Below are 25,559 nucleotides of genomic sequence, written 5' to 3'. Positions count from 1 at the left end.
AAATCGCAATGTGCACAGGCACATTGCGATTAAGTATGGCAGGTTATTGCGCAAATGCCGTACCGTAGGTGGTCAGTGCACCTTCACATAAACGCCAGTTCAGGATCCCGCGGGCCGGGGCTGTGACATCAATGAAGGTGGGTGCCCAGCGCATGTTTCTAAAACGGGCGCTGTCCTCTTCGCTGACGATGCCAGCTCTGACGGCCTCCTGGCGTGCAAGTTCACATTGCTTCCAGTCAAACTCATCACTGCTGGGTAGCTGGAGTTGAGTTACATCGTAAGATGCCGGGCAAGCATTGCCACGTTGCTCACATGCGGTTTTCATCTCCTGGACTTTGTTCTCACAGGCATAGCCAAATGGGTTGTCGCGACAAAACTGTGCTGCATTGAAAAAGAACCAGGCGTTGTTGTATGCCAGATCTTTAATTCTCTGTACTGCAGTACGTTGTGCGTCAGGCAGATACGCATAGTAGCTGTTTAGCAGGTTTTGTGCGCGTTGCTCATCCAAAATGGCCTGCTTAAAGTCATCCTCAAGTTCGCTGATCAACCATTTGGTTGCGTTTCTGACTACCTGATATTCAGGTACCAGTGCACGCAGCGGCAGTGAGGAGTTCTCATAACGTGTGGTGTAGTAGCGCACGACATTATAGTCACTCAATGAGTTTAGCTGCGACTTGAACCCTGATTTGGCATACTTCACGGCTTCATAGAACATATCAAAGCAAGGCTTCGGGTTGTCCAGTGAACACGTGATGATGTTATTAGGGATAATGGTTAGCAGTTGCTTAGGATCGCCTCCGTGCTGGATTGCCCGTACTGTGATCTTGACTGACGACTTAGTTTCATCTTTAAGATATCTCAACTGTCCGCCGACATTAAAGACGCCACCATATAAGTCGACATCCAGATAACCACCAATATCAGACTTGTCTTTGTTGCTACCGTAATCGATCTTAAGGTTGACCAGCACGTTTGCGCCGTATTCGATACCGGTTACAAATTCATCGCCAACCAGGGTTTGCATTTTGGCCTGATGGTTGTCAGCGACTGCTTGACCTACACTACTGAGGGTATACCCAGTGTTCTGGTTCTCGGGTAGGTAGAGACGTTTTTTCGGCGTGCTGGACGCGCTGAAAGTATAAGAACTTGAGTATGAACTGGATGCCATCTCTTTGGCTAAAGAAGCCCCGGCGGAGACGCGCACAACGGGAAAGTTTACATCTACATCGACGCTACCGTTGAGTGTATTGAGTACATCGTCGTAACTCATATCAATACCGGTTTTAAACTTTAGCTCCGTATTGCCGTAGCTTTCATCAATGACACCGGCGACCGGCTGCACATTCAAAAAGCGTTTTTTCTGGCTGTCGTACGCGGTACCAATCGCCACATGGTCATTGATCAGACCCGATATTACTGAGCCAGATACATTTGAGCTTGAAATTTCAGCGCTAGCTTGCTCAGCAGCTAGGCCCTGTCCTGCAAATGCCATTGCAAGTACAGATAAATAGACTGGTTTCATATCATCTTTCCTTAACGAACCGTTAGCAAATAGTCTTCAACTTCGCCGTACTGAATATTGGTACATGCGTTGTTTGAACCGCCACCGGCATCGAGTGCGACTCGCATGGCAGTCACCCCTTCAGGGGTATTCGCAGGTACAGGTAAAGTAAACTTCACTGTGGCACCTGTCGTTGAATTGTGGACCAGTTCGTCGTTGTCAAATTGGCCGTTGTGATCCCAGTCCACCCATACACGCACAGCAAATAAAGTGGGATAGTTAGGGTCGAGCAAGCCGGGCTTAATCTCGACACTTGCATCACGATTCGCGCGCAAATTAAGTACTTTGCCCGAAACTAGCGTATGTGCAGTAGTTCCCGAAGTGTGAACAAAGTTATCTACTTTGACTTGCTCTATCCATTCCCACTCGTTATCGAAGCTGCGGTTTTCACAGTAGTGGTGAGATAAAACGGTGGTCTTGAGTGCAATCGCCCGGTACTCGGGTGGCATGGTAGAACAAGCCTGTTCAGCACTGGTGCCCGCATACCAGTTATAGGGGTTACTGAAATCTTCGTTGGCGAAGGTCGGGTACTGTGCCTTACCTGCTGCAAGGGCAGCATCGGACAGCCAAAGTTGCTTTAACTGCTTGAGCTTTTCCTCTTTACTGATGATTTCACGTGAGTCATACATTTGCTCCCACATTTCAACCAATAGTCCGTCATAACACTTTTTAAGCCAGTCGTAGCGACCTTTTGCTTCGGTCACTGTGAGCATATCACCCAGCTCGTTAAAGCTGGCTTGTTCAATTGGGTTGGCCATGGTGTAGTTGGCTGTAGCCGACAGGCCACACAGTAGGGCAACCTTTGATAGTTTAGTTAACATAGTCATGGTGCGTATCCTTACTTTAAAACATCGCTATAGTCACTGTAGTCACGGTAGTAACCCAGGTTTGCGGCTTCGTAATCAATGCAGTAGTTACCCTCTGGGTTGCGTTCACAATAATCGACCAGATCGGCAAACAGGTTGGCATTGGCGCGACTGTCTGACTCTATTTGCGATAATTGATTCAGCTGCTCTGCTGTGAATTGGGCGGCATAATAGCGTTGTAAGTTTTTCGCGCGACGATATGTCAGGCGCTCTTCTATCCAACGAGCGGTGAGCTCTTTGACCACAATTTTGGTCAGATAGTTAACTGCCTCATAACCTTGTGCTGGGATCAGCTGTTGCAGGCTTGCTCCTGAGTCCAGGTACTGAGCGACATAAGTATCTGTCACGTTGTAGTCGTCTAAAGAGTTAAACTGGTTGATGTAGTCAGTTTTCAGGTAGTTGACGGCTGACTCAAACAGGTTGAAACACGGCTGCGGGTTTAACAGAGTACACTGCATAATACCGTTGGGTATGATGTCCAGCAGGCGGTTAGGATCGCCGCCACTTTGGTAACCACTAATGGTAATTTTGACCGACTGACGTGTTTTGTCGTCTATCTTTTGTAGCTGACCATCGACTTTTACCTTACCGATCCAGTCAACGCTCAGGTAGCCACCGATAGTGCGTTTATCGGATTCATTGCGATAATCAATCTTCATGTTGATCACCACGTTGGAGCCATAGGCAAAGCCCTGAATGAAGCCGTCTCCCAGGTTGGCGGCTTTGTTGCCTGGGTATGCTTGCGCGAGGTCCAGTGCCGCCTGCGTTGGCTGGTAACCAGCATCTGTGAGTGGCATCAGAATGCGTGATTTGGGCTTGATCGACGAATACACGGTATAAGTGCCGGTGTATTTATCGGCGCTGATATCCTTGGCATAGTTGGCGCCAGCATCAACACGTACCGCAGGAAATTTAAAACCAGCATCGACTTTTCCGTCAATCAACTTCAAAGCTTGCTGGTAACTCAAGTCAACACCAACACGAAAATCAATATTGGTATTACCGAGATGCTCAACAGTCTGACCACTGACAGACTTGAGCCCTAGCAAAATATCTCCCTTACTTTGAAAGGCAGTTCCGAGCGGGGCCAGATCAACAGCGCTCGATGTGGCAGCCTGACCATGTATTTCACTCAGTTTGGTCGGTAGCGCCTGTGATGCGGCAAGTGCTGGCAAAGTCGCACAGGCCAGTGTGACTTGAATGAGTTTAATATAATTCATATTTAGTCTCTCCATGAGAGGCCCGATGGGCCTCTGTTCGCTTGTTCCTTAGTCTTTAAGGCTGTTTAAGTAATCCTGGTGCCAAGCTTCCGGCAGGTTGTTGAGTACATCCTGAGTGGTCACTTCACCGTTCGAGAACTCATTGTCACCTTGCATTGCCAGGTCGCCGACTTGTAAGCCATTTGCGAACATGGTGAAGGTTTCGCCTGTAACATGGGTCTCGTCTGTAGCAGCGCGCTTCAGCTTGAGGTTGTATACGTTGTCGTTGTATTTCACTTCCTCAATGGCTGTGATCATCTCAACACCACTTTCAGTGCGGATCTGATCGCCAGTTTTGATCTTGTTTGCCCAAGCCGACAGTCCGGAAACCGTCACAACTGGGTGCGATTCGGTCAGCAGCAAAGTTTTGCCACTGGCGGTCGTCAGCTTAACCATAGGGATCAGTTCAACACCGACTGAGATATCTTCAATTTCAAGAGGCATGTGCTGATCAGGTGCAAACTGGCTGGCACCCAGAACGGTGTCGCCGACGCTCAGATGCTCAATGGGCAGGTGCTTGCCATTTGCGAGCGTGATCATTGAACCTTTCGCCAGACAACTGTAAACCACTTGCATTGGCGGGTGTTTGATGTCCTTCCAGTTACTTTCTGGCATGTCTGAGCTGCCGATCACATAGGTTAAGTGGCGGATCATAGGACGGTTACGACGTATTTGCTCCACTTCAACGGCCAGGTTCATGATCCAATGAGCATCTTGGTAGCGACCGTACAAGGTGGCATCGCCAAATACGCCCATGTTTCTGGGAATGTTCCAGGAAATGCGGGTGTACGGATACTCGTTGCCACCGACGGTTTTCACCCCTTTTCTCAGTGTCAGATAGTCAGAGAATAAATTGACGGAGTCTGAGCCTTGATAATCATCACCGATCCGTGATGCGCCACCGCCTTCGCGAGTTTGGATAAAGATTTCAGAGCCGTAATGAATGCTATCGGGCTTTTCGACAACAGGCTGGTTTTTATCATCAGTAACCAATTTCTTGGTACCAACGCCGGTATTGTCGTCGTATGTGACTGCCAGTTGGTGAAAATCAGGTGTATAGATTTTCTTTACTTCTCCCATTACTTCGCGATAACCGCTGAATGGGATCAATAGCTTTAACTGATCGTTGGGTGTGCCTGGATCATACATTGCCTCGTAATCGCAGTCGTTGTACTTACGGTTGAGACAGACTTTGATTCGATTAAGGCTTGGATCGGCCTCATTACGCTCTTTGACATCTACCGGGTGGATCACATCATTTTCCAAGATGGCGTTTGGATTGCGGCCATAGCCTGGTGGCAACGTTGAAGCGATACCCGCTGTGTTCGCCTGCATCGCCGCTAGGTGTGTTGCGGTACCAGATGTTTTATACACCCCGAGATCGGCAAGCAGGGTTTCAGGAGAGTATTCAATCACTGAACTGCGGTTTTCTGTGATGGTGTCACCATTTGGTCCCTGATAGGAAACTGTGACGTAAGCGTCGGCAAAAATACGCTCTGAATTAACCAGTTTAGGGAGTACATCTTCCATTCGACCTAATGAAGCGACGCTGACCCGTTTTTGTGGCTCATCAGCGGTACCCTGACCGAAATACTCGGTGAAGCTAGGCATTACGAGCTCTTCACCTTTCTCATTCATGAGTGTCAGGTCAATCAAAGTGTAGTAGGTTGTACTGAGCTCACTGTTGACAGCGGTCAACACCAGATATTCCTGACCATCTTTGCGTGTCATTGAGCGTATGCCCATATGCTTGAAAAATGAGCACAGCTTGCCGGTGCTACAGTCTGCGGTCGACATTTGCGCCTCGCTCATAATGTCAGCGGTTTGAGCACGCAGCTTTCTTTTGTTAATGGTTTCTCGCATGGAGCGAAACAGGAAAGGGCGGTTTTTTTCCGTGATCCCATGTCTAGCCAAACGTTGTTTAGCTTGTTCCAATTCACTGAGTTGTTGAAATTCAGCGATGTGCTGAGGGAGGCTCTCGACTTTTGACACCATTGGCGCTGATACAGAGGCAAAAGACGCTCCTCCCAAAGCAGCGGCGACTGCTAGGCTAACCAGTTTCATACAATTTTCCTTTTAATTTGTTTTTGAAAAGGCTCGTAGATAGGGCTTTGCCCTATCTACCTAACTGCGAGCACAAGGTATTAATTACCATCTAGTAATTTTGAATTGAATGTCTTCGACTTCTCCATAATCGAAGGATTTACAAGCATCCTGCTTTAGGGGATATTGAGGATTTTCCTCAAATTTGGCTCTCAACGTGAACAATTTATCTCTAGAAACCCAAGGCAGGCGGATTATTTTACTTGACGTGACACGGCAATACTCCTGGCCATCATTACGAGAATGGCAGTCTGTCGTGTAGTAGTCATAGCTATAGTCGTTAGACCCATTATGGCCTTCGTCCTTGGTAAAGGTATCATCGTGGTTTTTATCTATCCAAACACTGAAACGTGCGCCGATCTGATTATTGCCATACAAGTTATCTATGGTTGTACGGGGCATAAAATTGGTTGAGCCGACCACAGTTAAATAGCTATTGTCAGACCGTGAAAAGTCGTTGAGTTCTGTGTAGTTATATCCGCTACCATTTTGGCCTCCCACTTGAGTGACATCTCGCAGTACGGTCGAATAGTAGTTCAATGTCAGCTTGTCGATGTAGATCACGCCGGCATTACTCGGATCGGTGATGTTTGCACTACAGCTTGATACAGGCTGTAAGGTCAGTGTCTGGGTGGTCGTATCACTGTCACTGTTGTCTTGATAGTGAGTTGTTAGTGACACGTTGAAGGTTCCCCCTTCCTGTGGAAATTGCACCGTTGGATTTTCTGCACTGCTAGATTGATTGTCAAAACCAAAGTGCCAGCTGTAGTTTGGCTGCTTGGCTTGATTCGCGGTGCTGTTATTGGTGAATTTCACGCGATTTCCATCTAACAATTGATAGGTGAAATCGGCAATGATGGGTAAGTCAGGCGAGTCCGCGTCGATTATCACGTCAATGACCTGACCATCATCAACAACACCACAGCCGTCGATGAAAGAATAGTCAACATCTGCAATAGCAACCCGCATCAGACCAATGCCTGAAGGTACACTGTTGTTGAGCTCAAAAGAAGCGGTGTTGCCAGAGATAGTCACGTCGTCGAGCAAGTGTTCAGTGTAAGCAAATTCGCCATTTTTATTGAAATCATATAAAACGGTTAACTTTTTCCCGCTTAAATCTTTATCGAACGTCAAGCTGTAAAGGCGTTTTTTAGCCAATGGAATACGAGTATCAACAGCAGAAGTGTAATCGTTCGATATGGATGTTATCTCTTGATTGGCTATCTTCAGGCTACTCGTGTGTACTTTTGGCGTATTCAGATAGGGTGGACAGTTTACATTGGCTGGACGGCTGAAAAAGTGGCGATAAGCCGAGCGAGTATCTCCTCCAGTCAGCGTGACACTGATTGCAGCTCTGGCCATTGTATTGACGGGGAGCTTATGTACCTTTTGCAAAAATGGGTAAATAGGCTGATTGTCGCTGTTACGCCAAACACTACTTGTACCATCCCCCCAGTGTGCACTAATTTGCTCAATCGCATCGGCGTTTAAGTGGCTGATGTCATAACTTAGCTCATCATAACTGACCTGAGTATTGGCTTCCAGGTTGGATAGGTTGCTGTCTGCGACGATACCGACACCAAGCAAGGCATCAACGACATCCTCTTTGCGCTGCGCAGCGCTCTTGTCTGCGATATCAATGTGCACGCTCTGCTGTGCTACGCAATAGCCAAATTCGTCCATGCTCATGTTTGGAAACATACAGCCCGCGGTATTTGCGCGTAAAAAGACCTTAAACGCGTCTTGAATTGACCATTGTTTAGTTTTTACCAACTCATAAAACGCTTTGCGTAATACGCCGCCATTGGCATGCTCTGTTTTGGCCAGTGAAAAGTCAGCAACATGGTTGATACTGGTGCCATCCCAGGAAGGTAATTCATAGAAACGTACGCCATTATCCTGATAAATGGCGTCCCAGCCAAACCACCATTTGCGGTTTTGATTATATTGACCGGCCTGATCCTGAAATTGCTTAACAAAGGCCTCTGACTGAGTATATGGACCGCTCGCGTTGTGTTCAAAGTAATCCATGACTGCGATAGTCACCAGATCTGAAAAACCTTCATTGATCGCGCCATCAATGCCATCAGAGCCTATCCCGGCATTCCAGCTATTAATGGCATGGCCAATTTCATGGGCCGCTATGCCCAAGGTTGCGAGTGAATAAAAATCGAAGCCATCACCAGAGCCATAGTTGACGTATTCGCCATCCCAGAATGCTTTGTTGGTACCATAAATGGTATTGCTATGGACCTTTTGCTTGAGCGGTTTTATGCAGTAACCATTGGTGTCACAATCTGAGGATTGTGACGGGTACAGCTCGGCAAACTGCTTATGAAAATATTGCATGACCAGCCCGGCATTGAAGTGTGCTTCGCTGGCATGGCTGTAGGTAAACCAGGTGCTAAAGTTTTGAGTTACAGCCGCAGAGTCAAAATTTTCATTGTTTGTACCGCAAGGGTAAGAAACCGTTTGGGCATTGCTGTCCCTGGCATCAAAAGTGCTGAGATAAGGGTTTTCCAGTCGACAGGTATCCCCATCCTTCTTCACGACAAGAGGGAAACCGCTAAATTTAGCAAAAATAGCATTGGGATCTGTGTCTGAAAACTGCAATCGAGCGCCCATCGGGGTATATTCATCAAAGCGATATTCTGTACACGCCTGCATGCTGTCCGGCTGCGGCGAGTAGCAAATGGCGCCCAGTTTTTCGTTACCGCCTATTGCGCCGCCAGCCACGTAGTCGTTTGTGAGCGTTGGTGAGAAAAATGAATTGGACGACCGGCGTTGCATCAAGTTACCGTTGGCATTATCCAACACCAGTTGTTCTCGATGACCTTCATGGTTTATGTCTAAAACAGTGACGCTCAACAACTGACCTTGATTAAGGACGTAAGCCTGGGCCGATTTTTCTATTTGTGGTTGCTTCCCCTCATACAGTGCTGAGATATGTAATAGAGGGTCCTGTTGAAGTGCCGAGGCTTTGTTCGCCAGTTCTATACTGCCACTGAGTAATTTCCCCATACTCTGGACTATTTCGCCTTTGGCGTTGCGCGCAATCACCAGAGTGCTGTCCAGCACCGGTTTGCCCTGAAAATAAGCTTGGTAGTGCTCATATTGAGGCTGTGCACCGACCACTTTCTCTAGTCGATAAGACAGCCCGGCATCTGCATGTCGCGCTAAGTTGGAAGTTTCCTGAATGCTCGCTGAGTTTGCTGTTGGTAACTGACCCCACAGGTGCTGTTGATTCAGAAGCGGATGGGATTCGATGGTGGCTGAGGCCTGCGTACAGCTCAGTACCAGTGAACCCGCGCCAAGTAAAGTGCCAAGGCGTTTCATACAATGATCCTTATCTATTACAGTATTATTTAGATTAAAGAGTCTAAGCTCTTAACCGATGGCTTATGATAATTTTTTTAATAAATTGTTGCAAATGTTTATTTGGGGTATCTTTTGGGTTTATTAAATTATTATTTTTAGTTTGCAATAACCACTTGGAAGGTGTCTTCCCAAGTTATTGTTTTTGCTATTTCAGTGAAAAAAATGACGAAGTGAGAGTTGCGTTAAATGAAAGAAATATTTCTGAGATAGGTTGCTTTCGAAGGGTCATAATTCGGATAAAGTCAGCGACGGCAGGCAGGCTTGACCTACTTTTTCGATGTAATGTAGATCAAGCTCACCATTATGAAGGCAAAGAAGTTGGCTACTTTGCGGTGTGTGCAAGCCACCTGGCGATGCGCTCATACATAAAATCGCGGATAACGGGCTGGGCTTTGGCATTGGGGTGCAGGTTGTCGTTTTGCATCAGACTGCGATCTGCCGCGACGGGCAGCATAAAGTAATCCATCAGATAAGCCTCAGTTTGCTGAGACACCAGCGGGTAACTGTCGGCAAACAAAGTGCTGTAGCGTTTGCCATAGTTGGGTGGGATCTGGATCTGCATCAGCGCGACGTGGGCACCACTGGCCTGGCTTTTTTCGACCAGCTCGCGTAAATGTTTGCGGATCAGCTTAGGTGGAAACCCGCGCAGGCCATCGTTGGCGCCCAGCTCTATGAGTACATGGCTTGGCCGGTGGCTTTCAAGTTGTTTGTCTATGGTCAGCAGCGCATTATCTGTGGTTTGTCCCGAGACACTGGTATTGACCAAAGTGATCGCTTTTTGCTCTGTCTCGTATTTATTTTGTAACAAATTAACCCAGGACGGTGCTTGTTTGAGACCATAACCGGCGCTTAAGCTATCACCAATGATCATAATTTTGGTATCGTTGGCGCTTGCTTTTAATACGCAAAGTGTGCCGAAGATCAATACCACCAGTTGTAGGAAAAATCGCATCATGTCAGTGCTTTCTCAGTTAAATATCATTCAGGTTAAGGAGTTGGGTAAAACCGTCAGTACCTTTGAGGGTGACCTCACTATCCTTAGCGATATCAATTTTTCTGTCAAGTCAGGGGAGTCGGTGGCAGTGGTTGGCACTTCTGGCTCGGGTAAATCAACCTTACTCAGCTTGCTGGCTGGGCTCGACATTGCCAGTAAGGGAGAAGTCTATCTCGATGGTGAAGCGCTTCACCGTCTCAATGAAGAGCAGCGAGCGCGCCTCAGAGCTGAAAAAGTCGGCTTTGTATTTCAGTCATTTATGTTGGTACAAAGTCTGACTGCGCTGGAAAATGTGATGCTACCTGCAGAACTGGCTGGTGAAAAAAATGCCAAAGAGCAGGCCCAGGCTCTGCTTGAAAAAGTCGGGTTAGCACACCGGGTAGGGCATTATCCCTCACAGCTTTCCGGCGGCGAACAGCAACGTGTGGCTATTGCGCGTGCATTCATCGGTACGCCAAAAATCCTCTTTGCCGATGAGCCTTCGGCCAATCTGGACTCTAAAAACGGTCATTTAATTGAAAGCTTGTTGTTTGATCTGAACAAGCAGCACGGCACTACGCTCATTTTGGTGACGCATGATGAGGATCTGGCGAAACAATGTGATCGTATCATTCATATCGAGGGTGGTCAGCTGGCAAAGATCCGTGACGGAGAAGGAGTAGCAGTACATGTGGGCTAAACTGGCGCTGAGGTTATTTTTTCGCGAGTTGCGTCGAGGTGAGCTGACCATCATTTTTGCAGCCATCTCATTGGCGGTACTGACAGTGTTTAGTTTAAGCTCAGTGACCGAGCGGATCCGACTCAATATCGAACAAAAGTCTGCGGACTTCATCGCGGCAGATCGTCGTCTGTCCAGTAACCATGAACTGGATGAAAACTATCTTAAAGTAGCGCAGGACTTGGGTCTCAGAACGGCGCAAAACATCTATTTTGACTCTATGTTGTTCGCAGGCGATGAGCTGGTTTTGGGGTCAATTAAAGCGGTCAGCGACAGTCACCCGTTGCGCGGTAAAATCACCCTTAAAGACGCTCTTGAGGGGGAGCAATACGAGGTTGCAGCGGCGCCCGCTCAGGGGGAAGCCTGGCTCAGTGAGGGACTGTTTTATACGCTTGGGCTCACAGTCGGTGATCAGGTTGAAATTGGCGCGGGCATGTTTAGCGTCACTAAAGTGCTGGTGCAAGAGCCCGATGCCGCGTTTTTCTCCCTGGCAGGTAACAAACGCGTGTTATTAAACATTGCGGATATTCCTGCGACACAAGCTATACAGCCCGGCAGTGACGTGTTTTACCGGCTGCTGTTTGCAGGGGATGAGCAGCTGCTCAAAGACTATTATGTGTGGCTAAAGCCTCAGCTCAGAGAAAACCAAAGCTGGCAAGGGATCAAAGACCGCCAGTCTCCTTTGGGAGAAAATCTGGAGCGCTCAGAGCGGTTCTTACTACTGGCTGGTTTGTTTGGCATTATGCTGGCCGCCGTGGCCATGGCGGTATCTGCAAAACGTTATTGTGAACGTCAGTACGACCCGGTTGCCATGATGAAAACGCTGGGCGGCAGTCGTCGTACCATCAAACGTATTTTCCTGATGCACCTGTCGCTTGTGACCGTCAGCTCGCTGTTGATTGGCCTGGCGATTGGTTATGGGCTTCAGGAAGTCGCGGTTGATTATCTCACCCAGTTTGTCGCCAATGAGTTGCCCGCGGCCGGGCCAAGACCCTGGTTGCTGTCGATTGCCATTGGTGTTGTATGCGCTCTGATGTTCTCACTCAAGCCTTTGCTGGACTTGTTTGATATCCCACCTTTGCGGGTACTCAGAAGAAGCCTGGGTGACAAGCTGGCCGTAAGCCGGGTGCATATGGCGCTGTCGGTAGGCACCATCTTTATGCTGATGTGGCTGTTCAGTGGCGACATTAAGACCACGCTACTGCTGTTCGCAGGTACCGCGACACTAATGGGCGTGCTGTTTGGGTTATCCCGGCTGTTTTTCAGCGCGGGCCGTAAGCTGGGCCTGAGCCCGGGTAACAGCTGGTCGCTGGCGATTGCAACCTTGCAAAAGCGGGCCAACGCGAATGCCGTTCAGCTGATCAGCTTTGCGCTTGCCATCAAGCTGATGTTGTTTTTGTTTGTACTTAAAAACGACATGATCTCCGACTGGCAAATGCAAGTACCTGAGGATGCGCCCAACGCGTTTTTGATCAACATTGGTGAGCGTGATGTTGACCAGTTTAAGCAATTCTTTGCTGAGCAGAACATTCACCACGAGGCGTTTTATCCGGTCTTCCGGGGGCGGGTCAATGCCCTGAATGGGGAAGCGTTTGCACGTCGGTTGTCCAAACAGGAGGGCGAGGAGCAGCAAGAAGATGCCCGCAGTGGCGTTGGCCGTGAGCTTAATTTGACCTGGACTGACACTTTACCGGATGGCAACGAAATTCTTGAAGGGCAATGGTTTGAACAAACGGATGAGTTACAGGTGTCGGTGTTTGAAGGCACTGCCGAGCGGGTTGGCATTGAGCTGGGCGACACCCTGACCTTTTTGGTCAATACCCAGACTTTTGAAGCGAAAGTAACCAGTATTCGCAGTGTGGACTGGGGCACACTCAAGCCCAACTTCGTGATGATTTTTAACTCTGCGATGGCACAGCGTCTGCCAGTGACCTATTTTACGGCAGCTAAACTGGAAGATAGCCATGTTCGCCCTATCAGCCGTAAGTTATTGCAGTACCCGACTGTCAGTATGATAGACATAAAGAACAACATTGCTCAGGTGCAATCAATGATAGCGCAGGTGTCTCTGGCAATTGGCTTTGTGCTGTCCATTGTACTTATCAGTGGTGCGCTAGTGCTGATATCTCAGGTCCAGGCAAGTCTGGCCGAGCGCATGCAGGAAGTGGTGATCCTGCGCACTCTGGGAGCAAGGGGAAGATTGATTAAACTGGCAACCCTGTATGAGTTTTTGTTACTGGGGGCGCTAGCCGGTTTTGTGGCAGCTTTGGTCAGTGATGTCACCTTGTTTGTTATTCAGCAGCAGTTGTTTGGTGTTGACGGGCGGTTACACCCGTATGTCTGGCTGCTGGGCCCGGCTTCGGGTGCCGCGTTTGTCGCCTTTATCGGCTATTTTATGGTGGCCCATACGATGCGGCAAAACACTCAGGGGTTATTGCGCAAGGTAGCCTGATAACCATGATTGAAACGTTGCGGCTTGTGCTGTTACCGGCACAAGCCGTTTATCTTTTTAATGTTTAGATAATGCCCATCTTATTTAACGTTGCTTTGGCGATTTCTACCCGGGTCGCAGCGACTTCTTTAAAGTTTTTGGCATCCATGTTGAAGGCAAAGTAATGACGACCTTGTGGGTTCTCGACCATGCCCACATACCAGCCTACGTACTTACCCTTGGCCACCGGGCCCGTGCCCGTTTTAGCATACAGCTTGCTGTCGGCCGTTTGTTCTTGTAAGAAAATCTTGCTGAATGCCTGATAGGTGGCGGGTTTTAACTTGAAAGTTTGTGCCTGTAAACGGCGTAAAAATTCAACCTGTTCAACGGCACTGATTTTAATGCTGCTGTTTAGCCAGAATTTGTCGTGTGGTCCACTGATATCGCGATTACCATAGTTAAAGTCATCCAGGTACTTTTGCATGGTGGGTTTATCCAGCAGCTTGGTCCAGGTTTGATACAGCGGCAAAGCGGAATATTTAAACGCGGTCTGAGGTGTGATTGAGTCGGCGCGCCAGGCGTCAAACCACCAACTTTTTGCCGGATAGGCCTGCAAGTCTATCTGATAACCCTGCCCGGGTTTGATGGTTTCGGTATCCAGCAAGATCAGGGTATTGGGAATTTTATAGGTAGAGAAAGGGGTATAAGCTTGCTGTGCCCTGGGCTGATTGACAAATTGCCATTGTTGCGTGCGTTCGCTGTAAACTGCCATGGTACAGGCTTGCCCATCCTCACAGGCAGGCTGTGTTGCGGGCGTGGAAAGAACACCGGCAGCAAGTAAAGGCGTTAACGAAAGAGAGGTAATCAGTGGCATGGGGTTGTCCTTAGTTATTATCGTTAGGTTGTGCCTATGGTATGAACGCTCCCTTACTTTAACCTGAATTGTGACTTCAGATCAGAGCCTTTTGTTGCACCCGGGCGCGAAACTGGCTGGGCGTACACTGTTTGATAGCCAGGAAACGACGATTAAAATTAGACAGGTTATTGAAGCCACACTGATCGCTTATCACTGTGATGGGGGCCTTGGTTTTGAGTAGCAATTTACAAGCTTTGGCTATTCTGAGCTGATTGATGAACTCAGTGACTGTGCACTCTGTGCGCTTTTTAAAGAAGCGGTGAAAGTGGTTGGTACTCATGTGGGCTTGCCTGGCGAGCAGCTCTGCGCTGAGTGACTCGGTGTAATTGTCGTAGATATAGTTGATGACATGATCAAACTTATCCTTTGCGGGGTCCAACTGTTTAGCGTAGCTGAACTCCATGGTCGAAAGCGTCTGGTAAGGACTGTTCGCCATCAGGTTGAGCAGCTGGAACAATAAAATATAGCGCTCCAGCGGCGTGGCACTTTCCATCTTCTTGAACAGTTTTTCGCTTTTTTTGGCTGTTTTGTGATTAAAGCTGAGTCCACATCGGGCATGCTCTAACAAGGTATGTAGGCCTTGTAATTCGGGGTTTTGTTGCAGCTGTTGTTGCAGCCACTGCGCGGGGATCTGTGCCACATGCACTAGGTGCTTGCTGCCATCGGTGTTATCGCGAGACTGCCAGGTGTGGGGAAGCTCCGGACCAAGTAACACGAGATCATAGTCACCATAGGAAGCGATATAGTCGCCAATATGACACATACCCTGACTATTGAGTGTCAGGCAAATTTCATACTCGGGGTGATAGTGCCAGTTAAAAGGAATTTCCTCGAGCTGGTAAAGCCAGTATCGCCATGAACAATTTTGCGACGGAATGATTTTTTCACACATTGCTTTCATTTTATCGCTCCTTAACGTTAGCTAGCTGATGGCTTGGTGCACGTTTTTTGTGCCAAACTAGGTTTGTTTTGCTATCTTCGCGCCTTCATTCATTAACAGTGATGTATTTCACGTATCTTGTAATACTATCCTATCCAATATAAACAAAAAGGTACAAGTCATTAACATTAATGGTTGGAAAGCATGCATAATGCTTGCACATAGCTGGTCATTAAAGTTTGAATCTGAAAATGACAGCGCTGTTATCTGATAGGTTTGTACCGATATGAGTTTGAAAATGCAAACTTATAAGTTACAAGCCTGTTCAAATAGGGAAAGTGCCTGATGATTATTTCGCCAGGTGACCATCTTAATAATGCAGAATAAGAGGAAGAAGATGAAACACAGCAATGCAGCATTCAGATTGTCTCGCATTTCATTTGCGGTGACTGCCGCCGTGATCTCGAGCACCGCCTTTGTTGCGCCGGTTCAGGCCGAGCAAGCAGAGTCAGTCGAAGTCATCGAAGTGCGAGGGATCCGTGCTTCGACTGAAAAAAGTCTTAACACCAAGCGCTTTGCGGATGGTGTTGTTGACTCTATCACCGCAGAAGACATAGGTAAGCTGCCGGACGTGACGATTGCGGATTCACTACAGCGGGTTCCGGGAATCCAAATTCGCCGTAGTGCCGGTGAAGGTTCAACCATTAACGTACGGGGCATGCCTCAGGTAACCACGTTACTTAATGGCGAGCAATTTCTCAGTGCAGGCTCCCTGACGACGGTTCAGCCAGACTTTACTGATATTCCATCGAGCCTGGTGGGTGCCATGGATGTGATGAAATCGCCGACGGCGGATACGCTGGCCGGTGGTATCTCGGGTACCGTTGATTTGAAGACCCGCAAACCTTTTGATCTTGAAGAAGGGTTTAGCGGTGCGGCATTGGTAGAAGCATCTCGTGGCTCTTATTCAAAAGAAACTGACCCCAAAACAATGATTGCTGCAGGCTACAACGCCGAGCGCTTTGCGGTACTGGCAACGCTGACCAGAGATGAAGTGAACCTGGCAAACTACCGCTTTGGTTCAACCAATCACGGCTGGGGTTATGCACCACAAGAGGACGGCGGATGCTGGTACTGTCCTGCGGGTGATATCAATGGTGACGGTGATACTGATGATGCCGAATTCACCTATGTTAGCTACGGCATGGTGAACCGCTTTACCGAGCGTGAGCGTACCGGTGGAAGCCTGAGCTTTCAGGCGCAGCTGAACGATAACTTCGAACTGAGTGCTGATGTTTTTTACACCAAAATGGATGACGCCGATCGCCAGCGTGGTTTGATGGCTGATAACGCCTGGGGTGGTCACTGGGACTGGCAGGAACAGCATGATGCAACCGATCGGGGTAAAACTGCTGGCGGATATAACCTGTATACCGCTCAGGATATCACCCTGCACGCTCCCCGGGTGGTAGCGCACTCAGAAAGCCACACCAATGAGCGTGAATCGACCAACTATAACTTTGAGCTGACCTACAAAGGCGACGGCAATTTTTCGGGCAAAATGCGCCTGATCACGGCCGATGCTGAGCGCATGCACACAGAAAACGTTGCTCAGGGCTATATGACCAGTGGTCTGGCACACAATCTGCGCCGCAATGAAGGCAATGGTCCGATTGCCGTTAACCCCGGCGGCTATGGTCCGGGCACGGTACCCGTCAGGCTGAATTACCAGGGCGACCACCCGGTGTTACTGCCGCCCAGCGAAATGCAGGGAGAAGTATTTGGCTCTAACATGAACCGTTATTCTGTGGTGTCTACTTATTCAGAGAACAACTTTAATGAAGATGCCAGTCTGGATATTTTGCGCCTTGACGGAGAGTACCTGTTTGAAGATATGGGCTCACTGACTAAGATGAGCTTTGGTGCGCGTTTGGGTAATCGCGATGTGTCGCGTGAGCAGTATGTTTTGCTGGCACCCTTTAGTAACCCGGTGGGTGAGGGCAGTGTAGATGTGATGTGGAAAGATCAGGGTCTGGCCGCATTTGATACCGATGGCAGTGGTGGTGTACCCAGTGCTTCTGACGGTGACCTGACCATGGGCTATGACACCCCTTACACGTTCGATAAACTGCCTCAAGGCTGGATCCAGCAAGTTTCTGACTTTGGTCCGGTGAATGGAGGGAGCTATTACTTTATCGACCCACGCCAGCTTGACGACCCATTCGCCTTCCAGGATCAGCTTTACCCTGGCAACAAAAAAGGTGGCGTTCCGGGCAGTACTTATGAGGTTGAAGAAGAAACACAAACGCTTTACTGGCGTGCCGATTTCTCCAGCGATTTGTATACCGCTAATGTCGGTTTCCAGTACATCAAGACCGATCTTGAGATACTACAAAATGTCGTTGGTGACTCTATTTGTGTGAACTGTCCGGGCTCAGTGGCATCGGATGGTGGTGACATCAATACCAGCAAGTCGTTCAGTGACTTCCTGCCTTCACTGAATCTCGCGGTTAATCTGAGCGATGACCTGATCTTCCGCTCAGCCTGGGGTAAGACCATGACGCGTCTGGATCTTGGGGCGATTGCCGGTGGTTTGCAGGTGAGCCGTTCACGTGCGGGGGACGACCTGGCAGCCCGGGAAGGCATTTCTCCGGATCTGTTGATTGCCACCAATGCTAACATGCAGGGTAACCCGGAACTTGAACCATGGCGTGCAACCAACACCGACCTGGCGCTGGAATGGTACTTCTCACCCAGTGCCTTAGTCAGTGTTGGTGTATTCAACATTCAGCTGAAATCCTTCATTGAAACCAGCACCTGGACAATGCCACTGGCAGATGCCGATGGCGTTGTGCGCCGTGAGGTGAGTGTAACCGGCCAGGTTAATGGTCAGGGCGGCACAATGAATGGTGCCGAGTTTACCTATCAACAGGCATTCGACTTCCTGCCAGGCTTCTGGAGCGGATTTGGTGCAGCATTTAACTACACCTATTCAGACAGTGAAAGTGGTCGGGTGGACTTCTATGGCGATGCCTTGCCATTGGTTGACAATTCCAAGGAATCATCCAACGCCGTGCTTTGGTATGAAAAAGATGGCTTCCAGTTCCGTTTAGCTGCAAACCATCGCTCTAAGCGCCTGGCCCAGGTTACGACCACAGGTGGCATGGGTGATACGGCTATCTGGACCGAACCGACCACTTATCTTGATGTTTCAGCCAGCTATGATGTCACGGATTACCTGACCGTGTATATGTCGGGCAGTAACCTGACAGAAGAGTACGAAACGAACTACGCACAGTGGAAAGACAATCGTATTTCACAAAACGTTTATGAGCGCCGTCTGACACTGGGTGTTCGCGGTCGCTGGTAATTCTCCTTCAGGCCTGAGTAAGTGGTTCAGGCCTTTTTTCTCCCGAGCATCAGCGTCAAAGATGAACCAAAACACCTGATGTTTTCTCATGCTACTTCCGTATTCAATCCGAGTATTGTTATTCACTCTGGCTGTGTGAATGAAGGCATAGCAATCGCGAGCTAGATTCATCTGTGAGATATCGGTTTATGATGCATTTCCCTCACTGACAACAGCAAATCAAACAGAATTTATTAACTTTTTCATATGGCAAGTTGAATAATATTTTAGTCTTATCTGCAATGATACAAAGCAAACACCGATTGTCGGGTGGGAGGACTAAGCTTACTGATAGTTATCCGGTTTTTGCTGCGATAAACGCTTCTTCAGCTAACTAGAAAAGTATTAGCAATTGTTAGAAATGTGCCGCTACAGTGCTGGCAATGGCGGCAAACTAGTCTTACCAACGAGTTAAGGCGGTGGCAATCCCTAACAGGATCCCCTTGGATCATTGAGTTTGTCTGCCCACAAACTGGCTCCAATTACGCCACCGCCTTTTTATCTCTCAGTCGATAACAAGGTAAGACACATGAAACCTAACTACCTCGTGGTTGCCCTGGTGCTGGTAACCTTCTTTATGGTGTCCTTTTTCACCAATATCCTCGGTCCATTGTTTCCAGAGCTGATCACAAGTTTTGATATTGGTCTGACTCTGGCGGGCTTGTTTCCTTTTGCTTTTTTCATCGCCTATGGGGTGATGTCGATCCCCGTCGGGCTGCTGGTGCAGCGCTTTGGTGAAAAACGGGTAATGCTGGGGGCGTTTACGCTTGCGGGGCTGGGGGCGTTGCTCTTTGCCGTGGCACCGGTATTTATAGTAGCCATGCTGGCGCTGTTTTTGATTGGAACGGCTATGGCCATGCTACAGGTTGCCATTAATCCGTTACTGCGGCGCAGCGGCGGTAGTGCTCACTTTGCGGCGTTCTCCGTGCTTGCTCAGTTATTGTTTGGTGCGGCAGCCAGTTTGTCGCCCTGGGTCTATGTCACATTGGCTGGCCTGGTACAGGCGCAGCCCGCTGAATTTAGCTGGATCCCTGCCAATATGCCCTGGTTGAGTATGTACTGGCTGTTTGCGCTTTTAAGTGTGCTGATGCTTTTCTGGATTGGCCTGAGTCAGTTCACCAATGTGCAGCGGCAGGAGGAGGAAACACTAAGCTGGCAGGCCTGTGTGGGCTATTTTCGCCATCCCACGGTGATCCGCTTCTTTTTTGCCATCGTCGCCTACGTGGCACTGGAGCAGGGCATTGCCAATTCTATCGCGGTGTTTTTGCAAAATTATCATCAAATCGAACCACAGCATAGTGCCCAGGTCATTAGCCAATTCTGGATGATGCTCACGCTCGGGTGTGTGCTGGGCCTGCTGTTGCTTAAATTGTTCGATGCCAAACAGGTGCTGATGGTGTTTTGTCTGGGGGCCGCACTGAGCCTCATTGCGGCGCTGACTGGCAGCGTCGAGATTGCCTTGCTGGCTTTCCCTTTATCCGGGTTTTTCTTATCTGTGATGTGGTCAGTGCTATTTTCACTGGCACTCAACTCTGTGCCCAGCGGCCATGGTGCAATATCCGGGGTGCTATGTACCGGCATTGTTGGTGGTGCATTGGCCTCTCCTGCAATAGGTCTTCTTACGCAGCTGACTGGCTCATTGCAGCTGGCCTGTCTGGTACTGCTTTTACCACTTGGCTACATCGCCTGGATAGCTTGGTGGGCGCAACCTTTGGTGCGCAATCATACCATCCGTCCGTTTTGGCAAAAGCAAGTTCAACGCGAAGAAACACAGGAAGCAGCAGGACAATGAGTACAATAGTGTGTGTTGATCTGGGTGGCACCAAAGCACAGGTTGCCCGAGTTGATGAACAAGGGGTCTACGACGCGCGACGTTATAGCGTGCCAGCGTCCGCGACCAAGACTCAGGTTAATGAGTTTATCCGGGGCATCATTGCACAGCAGCTGAGTGCAAGCTGTTGTGGTATCGCCATCGGCGTGCCAGGTATGGTTGACCTGCGCAGCGGCACTGTGCTGGAGACGGTCAATATTCCGGCTTGGCAGGATGTTCCACTGGCTGAACAATTAAATGGCTATTTTTCTTTGCCTGTAGTTGTTAACAACGATGTTAACTGTTTTACTATGGGTGAATATTGTTATGGTCAGCATTACCAGCCAGGCGCCCCGCATTACGAACCTGTGCCTAACCTGCTGGGGGTTTGTTTGGGGACCGGGTTAGGCGCCGGGTTGATTTTTGAGGGTCGGCTTTATAGTGGCAGGCATTGTGCAGCGGGTGAGTTTGGCAGCTTTCCTTATCGTGATGGGATTTTGGAGCGCTACACCAGTGGGCAGTTTTTTTTGGATCGAGGCACCAATGGCGCCGAGCAGGCAGCGCTGGCATTGCGCGGAGACAGTTATGCGCAATCCCTGTTTGATGAGTTTGGCTGTCATCTGGGGTATGCCCTGTCACAAACTCTGTTGGCCTTTGATCCGGATAAAATTGTGCTGGGTGGCTCGGTCAGTAAGTCCTACAACTTGTTTGAACGGTCGATGTGGAAAAGTCTTGCCGGGCAAACCCATCCGGCATTATTTAAGCGGCTTGAAATAGAAGTGGGTAAGCTGGAATATGCTGCGCTGCGCGGCGCTTATCAGTTGTTCCGGCAACAGTTTTCGGAGGGAATATGAAGAAGTTTGTTTGCTGGCTTTTGGCACTAATGGGGGCTCAGACGGCACTTGCATTAACACAGGGCGAGTTAAATGAGGTGGCCGATAACCTGGAGATCCGCTATCACCTGATTGACTCCATGCCAAAGTCGTGTCCGGCGCCTGCTAAGCAATGCTATTTGTCTGAACTGCGTTTGCGCTCACCCATGCCTTATGACGGTAGTGACTGGGCCATTTATTTCAGCCAGCTGATGCCAATTTATCAGGTCGACAGTGGGTTGTTTAAAATAGAGCACCTCAATGGCGACCTGCACCGACTGACCCCAACGGAGCAGTTTGGTGGCTTTTCTGCTGATGATGAATATACCATTCGCTTTTATACCAAAAACTCACAGATCACCCGCTCGGAGTTTATGCCTAACTATATACTGGCCGATCAGGCGCAGCGTCTGCTTCCCAGAGTCATTGCCAGTACACGCACGGTGCGCGATGAGCAAACACAACTTGAGCAACAGCCTTATCTGGCCCCATTTGAGTCATACCATCAGTTACGTGTCAGCGATAAAGATCACACTCCCTGGATGGGGACGGCTTATCTGGCCCGGCATCAGTCTGAGCCGGTATTCAGCCGTGCCCCTGAAGGCGTGATCCCAACCCCCCGAGCGTTCAAAGTGGTGTCTCAGGGGCGGATCAACCTGGATAAAGGTGTGCATTTTGAGCTAACGGGCCTCAATCTGGCCGACATTGAAATGGCTGCCAGGCGTCTTGCGCAGCTGGGAGTAGAGCAAACGCCAAAGGGGTTGCCGGTTAGCGTTACGGTGGACCCTTCATTGCCGATTGAAGCGCAGGGGTATGAGTTTAACAGCTCCACCAATCGCATTGATATTAAAGCGTCGGATGCTGCCGGTGCCTTCTACGGCGTACAAACTCTGGCGGGTTTGATGGACCTTAAAACCCGCAGTATTCCCAGTGTCGCCATTGCGGATGCGCCCCGTTACGCCTTCCGGGGGCTGCATATCGACAGTGCCCGCAACTTCCGCTCCAAGCAGTTTATACTGGATACCATAGCGCAAATGGGTGCATACAAATTGAATAAACTGCATCTGCACCTGGCCGATGATGAAGGCTGGCGTCTTGCCATCGCAGGTCTGCCGGAGCTGACTAAAATTGGCGGGCTGCGTTGTCTGGACTTCAGTGAAACGCGCTGTGTGTTGCCGCAACTGGGTGCCGGGACGGGCACTGGGGCACCACGCAACGGGCACTATTCACAGCAGGATTACAGTGACATCTTGCGTTTTGCCAAAGCGCATCATATCGAAGTGATCCCGTCACTGGATATGCCGGGTCATTCCCGTGCGGCCATCATTGCTATGGAGGCGCGTTACCGGGCGTTGATGGCGAAAGGTAAAAAAGAGGCGGCCGGTGAATATCGCTTGGTAGAAGAAGCGGACAAAACCCGCTATTCCTCTATTCAGCACTACCATGACAACACCTTAAATGTTTGTCTGCCCGCTACCTATCGCTTTGTTGGTAAGGTGCTGAGTGAGCTACAACGTATGCATGAACGTGCTGGTGTACCTTTAAAAACGTATCACATAGGGGCCGACGAAACCGCTGGTGCCTGGCTGGATTCTCCTGTCTGTCAGGCGCTCAACAAGAAGCAGACCATTACGTCGATGAATGGTTATTTTATCGAGCAAGTAGCGGCCATGGTGGCAGAAAAAGGCATCACGGTGGCCGGCTGGAGTGATGGTCTGGGCGACGTAGACCCGCAGAAAATGCCCAAACAGGTGCAAACCAATGTTTGGAGTACGCTCAGTGAGCAAGGGCACAAAGTGGCGCACCAGCAGGCCAATTTGGGCTGGAAAGTGGTATTGTCTTTGCCAGATGTAACTTACTTTGATTTTCCGTATCAGTCTCACCCACAGGAGCGCGGCAACCACTGGGCGAGCCGGGCGCTAGATACCCGCAAAGTGTTTGAGTTTATGCCCGATAACCTGCCAGTCCATGCGGAGTTCTGGCGCGATGTGTTGCATCACAACTACAGTGCCGATGATAAAGATTCCGGCCTGAAGCCGGGCGTTGGTTATACCGGTATGCAGGGGCACCTGTGGAGCGAAATGATCCGGGATGACGTGCAGGCCGAATACATGTTGTATCCGCGTTTGCTGGCACTGGCAGAGCGAGCCTGGCATAAGCCTGGCTGGGCCGTGCCCTATCAGGCCGGCAGGATTTACAACGATAAAAGCGGCTACTTCAGTGCTCAAAGTCAGCAGCTGCGTGAGCAGGACTGGCACCGATTTGTCGCCTTGCTGGGCTACCGGGAGCTACCTAAATTAACCCGTCAGGGGCGCTTTTTTCGTATCCCGACAGTGGCCGCAAGCCGTCGTGAGGATGGCACACTGAAGCTGTTCAGTGAGATCCCCGGATTTGAATTAGAAGCGCACATCAACGGGCGCTGGGTTAGTTATCATCCCAAGCTGGATTTTGACTCGGTGGATGCGGTGCGCGCTGTGTTACCGGATAACACACGTGCCGGGCGGGCTTTGCCTATACCGGCCCCGGTTGAGCAGGATAGCCAGTAATTTACCAGATACCTCAGGGGGCCAAGTCGGCCCCCTGCCTGATTTAACGCTGGTAAACAATCTCGCCATCAAGCAGTGTCATTACCACTTGGGCGCCTCGGATCTCACTGGCGCTGGCTTCAAATAAGTCGCGGTCAATCACTACCAGATCCGCCAGTTTACCCACTTCAATACTGCCAACACGCTGCTCCTGGCGCATTGCATAGGCGCTGTTAAGGGTATAGGCCTCAATAGCTTGTGCCAGCGAAATGGCCTGTGGTTGCCGCGACACCGCGTTACTTAATCCGATAAACGGATTAAACGGGCTGACATTCCAGTCACTTGAGAGTGTGAGCGTGGCCTTGTTATCCGTCAGGCTGCGAATAGGCACCAGATCTTGGGCACGTTCACTCCCAATCAGGGGAATGGTTTCTGGCCAGTGGCTCGGTTTGGTGAAGTCTCCGGCGACCTGAGCGTCGGCAATAACCCCCAGTTTGGCAAAGCGTGGCAGATCGAGCGGGTCGATAACCTCCAGATGGGTGATACGGTGACGACTCTGGCCATTGGAGGCATTTTCAATGGCATTCAGGGCTTCGTGAATACCGCGGTCGCCAATGCCATGGATATTAAAGTCAAAGCCTGTTGGTTCCAGCGCCTTAAGGTACTTCTCCAGCCGTGCCTGGGTAAAGTAATTCAACCCGCGGTTGCCATCCAGTTCCAACCAGTTTTCCAGGTAGGGTTCATGCATCGCAGCGGTGGTATTGACCAAAATACCATCCATATAAAACTTGACCTGGTTCACCTGTAATAGTTCGGCAGGGTTGTTTTGATACAAGGATTTGAGCTTAGCCAGCTGGGTGTTGTCGTTCATGTGCGGATAAGCCCATAACCCCAGACTAACCCGCAATGTCAGTTTGTCTTCATTTGCAACCCGTTGCCAGGTTTCGATGTGGCCTCGTTGCCAGTAAGTACGGGCGTCACTGATGGAGGTGATCCCGGCTTTGTTCAACTCGGGCATAGTATATTCTATCAGGCCAAGGTAATCGCTCTGAGCGGCGTCGGGCAGAGACTGCATCGCCAGTTCCATAACCTGATTACCTGCATTGTCGTACAAAATGCCATTGAGCTTACCTTGTTCATCGCGACCCAACACACCGCCGATCGGATCGATACTGTTGTCCGACAGACCCGCTAATGCGAGTGCTTTGCTATTGACCCACATCGAATGAGAGGTTTGTTCCATGATGATCACTGGCCTCTCTGGTACTGCCTCATCCAGCACCGTCAGTGGCGAGTCTGCCATCTCCAGCAGCGTCGATATTTCATGGCCGTAGCCAATGAGCCAGGTGGCTGTGGGGTGTTGGCTGGCAGCATAAGCCACTTCGTCTATGTATTCTCCCGCAGTAGCCAGGGCTGGCACGGTAAATTGGGTGGCCTCGGAGGCTGATTCAAGCGGGTGCATGTGTACATCGTGAAACCCGGGCAGCATCATCTTACCTTGCAGGTTAATGTGCTGGGTTGTTTCGCTGATATAGTCCTGGGCTTCTTCATTGCTACCGACCAGAATAATCTTATTGTCTTTAACTACCACGGCTTGAGCCCAGGGTTGCTCAGCGTTTACCGTATAAATGCGGCCGTGAGTAAATACCATAGTTGCACTTTGCGCTGCACTGGGCTGCTGCATACTGGATGTCGGGGTGGTTGGATTGGTACTTTGGCTGCTGGTTTGATTGTCAGAGTTACAGCCACTGAGGGCTAAACCGGCTATCAGAAAACTGCTGGTGATCATCTTTGTTGCTCGCATTGTTGACTCCTCGTTGATGCCGATACACTATCA

General features: G+C 49.6%; 15 protein-coding genes. 6 read left to right on the top strand and 9 right to left on the bottom strand.

Annotation, left to right across the window (positions count from 1 at the left end):
• Positions 1 to 43 precede the first annotated feature (43 nt).
• The 6 genes from C3B51_RS14740 to C3B51_RS14715 form a co-directional block, all read right to left on the bottom strand.
• The gene (locus C3B51_RS14740) at positions 44 to 1,522 is read right to left on the bottom strand and encodes an internalin (RefSeq protein WP_125717312.1); all 1,479 of its coding nucleotides are present in this window, start codon (positions 1,520 to 1,522) and stop codon (positions 44 to 46) included.
• An 11-nt stretch (positions 1,523 to 1,533) separates the two neighbouring features.
• Complete coding sequence (locus tag C3B51_RS14735; protein ID WP_125717311.1) at positions 1,534 to 2,388, bottom strand: GEVED domain-containing protein; 855 nt, start codon at positions 2,386 to 2,388, stop codon at positions 1,534 to 1,536.
• A gap of 11 nt (positions 2,389 to 2,399) precedes the next feature.
• Positions 2,400 to 3,647 (bottom strand): hypothetical protein, encoded by a 1,248-nt coding sequence (locus tag C3B51_RS14730; RefSeq protein ID WP_130245530.1) that lies wholly within the window; start codon positions 3,645 to 3,647, stop codon positions 2,400 to 2,402.
• Between the two features lie 48 nt (positions 3,648 to 3,695).
• A complete protein-coding gene (locus tag C3B51_RS14725; RefSeq protein ID WP_130245529.1) occupies positions 3,696 to 5,750 on the bottom strand; it encodes a Hint domain-containing protein in 2,055 nt (684 codons plus the stop codon).
• Positions 5,751 to 5,834: 84 nt separating this feature from the next.
• Entirely contained in the window at positions 5,835 to 9,125 is a 3,291-nt protein-coding gene (locus tag C3B51_RS14720) for a M4 family metallopeptidase (protein ID WP_130245528.1), read from the bottom strand.
• A gap of 364 nt (positions 9,126 to 9,489) precedes the next feature.
• The gene (locus tag C3B51_RS14715; RefSeq protein ID WP_130245527.1) at positions 9,490 to 10,122 is read right to left on the bottom strand and encodes an arylesterase; all 633 of its coding nucleotides are present in this window, start codon (positions 10,120 to 10,122) and stop codon (positions 9,490 to 9,492) included.
• Here C3B51_RS14715 and C3B51_RS14710 point away from each other — a divergent pair.
• Positions 10,121 to 10,840, top strand: a complete 720-nt coding sequence (locus C3B51_RS14710) for an ABC transporter ATP-binding protein (RefSeq protein ID WP_125780589.1) — start codon at positions 10,121 to 10,123, stop codon at positions 10,838 to 10,840. The two genes, C3B51_RS14715 and C3B51_RS14710, sit on opposite strands and share 2 nt — an antisense overlap.
• Positions 10,830 to 13,331, top strand: a complete 2,502-nt coding sequence (locus C3B51_RS14705; RefSeq protein ID WP_130245526.1) for an ABC transporter permease — start codon at positions 10,830 to 10,832, stop codon at positions 13,329 to 13,331. The genes C3B51_RS14710 and C3B51_RS14705 overlap by 11 nt, the downstream gene beginning before the upstream one ends.
• A gap of 64 nt (positions 13,332 to 13,395) precedes the next feature.
• Here C3B51_RS14705 and C3B51_RS14700 read toward each other — a convergent pair whose 3' ends face one another.
• Complete coding sequence (locus tag C3B51_RS14700; protein ID WP_130245525.1) at positions 13,396 to 14,184, bottom strand: class D beta-lactamase; 789 nt, start codon at positions 14,182 to 14,184, stop codon at positions 13,396 to 13,398.
• A gap of 76 nt (positions 14,185 to 14,260) precedes the next feature.
• Positions 14,261 to 15,127, bottom strand: coding sequence for an AraC family transcriptional regulator (locus C3B51_RS14695; RefSeq protein ID WP_125717302.1), 867 nt, complete (start codon positions 15,125 to 15,127; stop codon positions 14,261 to 14,263).
• A gap of 376 nt (positions 15,128 to 15,503) precedes the next feature.
• On the opposite strand from C3B51_RS14695, the gene C3B51_RS14690 reads away from it, so the two are divergent.
• The 4 genes from C3B51_RS14690 to C3B51_RS14675 all read left to right on the top strand — a co-directional run bounded on the left by C3B51_RS14690 (position 15,504) and on the right by C3B51_RS14675 (position 23,743).
• The gene (locus C3B51_RS14690) at positions 15,504 to 18,476 is read left to right on the top strand and encodes a TonB-dependent receptor (RefSeq protein WP_130245524.1); all 2,973 of its coding nucleotides are present in this window, start codon (positions 15,504 to 15,506) and stop codon (positions 18,474 to 18,476) included.
• A 568-nt stretch (positions 18,477 to 19,044) separates the two neighbouring features.
• On the top strand, positions 19,045 to 20,307 hold the full coding sequence (locus tag C3B51_RS14685; RefSeq protein WP_130245523.1) for an MFS transporter: 1,263 nt from the start codon (positions 19,045 to 19,047) through the stop codon (positions 20,305 to 20,307).
• Complete coding sequence (locus tag C3B51_RS14680; protein WP_130245522.1) at positions 20,304 to 21,179, top strand: ROK family protein; 876 nt, start codon at positions 20,304 to 20,306, stop codon at positions 21,177 to 21,179. The genes C3B51_RS14685 and C3B51_RS14680 overlap by 4 nt, the downstream gene beginning before the upstream one ends.
• Positions 21,176 to 23,743, top strand: coding sequence for a family 20 glycosylhydrolase (locus tag C3B51_RS14675; RefSeq protein ID WP_130245521.1), 2,568 nt, complete (start codon positions 21,176 to 21,178; stop codon positions 23,741 to 23,743). The genes C3B51_RS14680 and C3B51_RS14675 overlap by 4 nt, the downstream gene beginning before the upstream one ends.
• Positions 23,744 to 23,786: 43 nt before the next feature.
• Here C3B51_RS14675 and C3B51_RS14670 read toward each other — a convergent pair whose 3' ends face one another.
• A complete protein-coding gene (locus tag C3B51_RS14670) occupies positions 23,787 to 25,526 on the bottom strand; it encodes an amidohydrolase (protein WP_130245520.1) in 1,740 nt (579 codons plus the stop codon).
• Positions 25,527 to 25,559: the final 33 nt, after the last annotated feature.

Origin of the sequence: Pseudoalteromonas rubra, from assembly GCF_004212645.1 — a bacterium.
GTDB classification, from domain to species: Bacteria; Pseudomonadota; Gammaproteobacteria; order Enterobacterales; family Alteromonadaceae; genus Pseudoalteromonas; species Pseudoalteromonas rubra_G.
This window is presented reverse-complemented; position numbering and strand designations above follow the sequence as displayed.

Coding starts and splice junctions, on each gene's coding strand:
- C3B51_RS14740 (WP_125717312.1), bottom strand. CDS start 1,522: ATGAAACCAGTCTATTTATCTGTACTTGCAATGGCATTTGCAGGACAG.
- C3B51_RS14735 (WP_125717311.1), bottom strand. CDS start 2,388: ATGACTATGTTAACTAAACTATCAAAGGTTGCCCTACTGTGTGGCCTG.
- C3B51_RS14730 (WP_130245530.1), bottom strand. CDS start 3,647: ATGAATTATATTAAACTCATTCAAGTCACACTGGCCTGTGCGACTTTG.
- C3B51_RS14725 (WP_130245529.1), bottom strand. CDS start 5,750: ATGAAACTGGTTAGCCTAGCAGTCGCCGCTGCTTTGGGAGGAGCGTCT.
- C3B51_RS14720 (WP_130245528.1), bottom strand. CDS start 9,125: ATGAAACGCCTTGGCACTTTACTTGGCGCGGGTTCACTGGTACTGAGC.
- C3B51_RS14710 (WP_125780589.1), top strand. CDS start 10,121: ATGTCAGTGCTTTCTCAGTTAAATATCATTCAGGTTAAGGAGTTGGGT.
- C3B51_RS14715 (WP_130245527.1), bottom strand. CDS start 10,122: ATGATGCGATTTTTCCTACAACTGGTGGTATTGATCTTCGGCACACTT.
- C3B51_RS14705 (WP_130245526.1), top strand. CDS start 10,830: ATGTGGGCTAAACTGGCGCTGAGGTTATTTTTTCGCGAGTTGCGTCGA.
- C3B51_RS14700 (WP_130245525.1), bottom strand. CDS start 14,184: ATGCCACTGATTACCTCTCTTTCGTTAACGCCTTTACTTGCTGCCGGT.
- C3B51_RS14695 (WP_125717302.1), bottom strand. CDS start 15,127: ATGAAAGCAATGTGTGAAAAAATCATTCCGTCGCAAAATTGTTCATGG.
- C3B51_RS14690 (WP_130245524.1), top strand. CDS start 15,504: ATGAAACACAGCAATGCAGCATTCAGATTGTCTCGCATTTCATTTGCG.
- C3B51_RS14685 (WP_130245523.1), top strand. CDS start 19,045: ATGAAACCTAACTACCTCGTGGTTGCCCTGGTGCTGGTAACCTTCTTT.
- C3B51_RS14680 (WP_130245522.1), top strand. CDS start 20,304: ATGAGTACAATAGTGTGTGTTGATCTGGGTGGCACCAAAGCACAGGTT.
- C3B51_RS14675 (WP_130245521.1), top strand. CDS start 21,176: ATGAAGAAGTTTGTTTGCTGGCTTTTGGCACTAATGGGGGCTCAGACG.
- C3B51_RS14670 (WP_130245520.1), bottom strand. CDS start 25,526: ATGCGAGCAACAAAGATGATCACCAGCAGTTTTCTGATAGCCGGTTTA.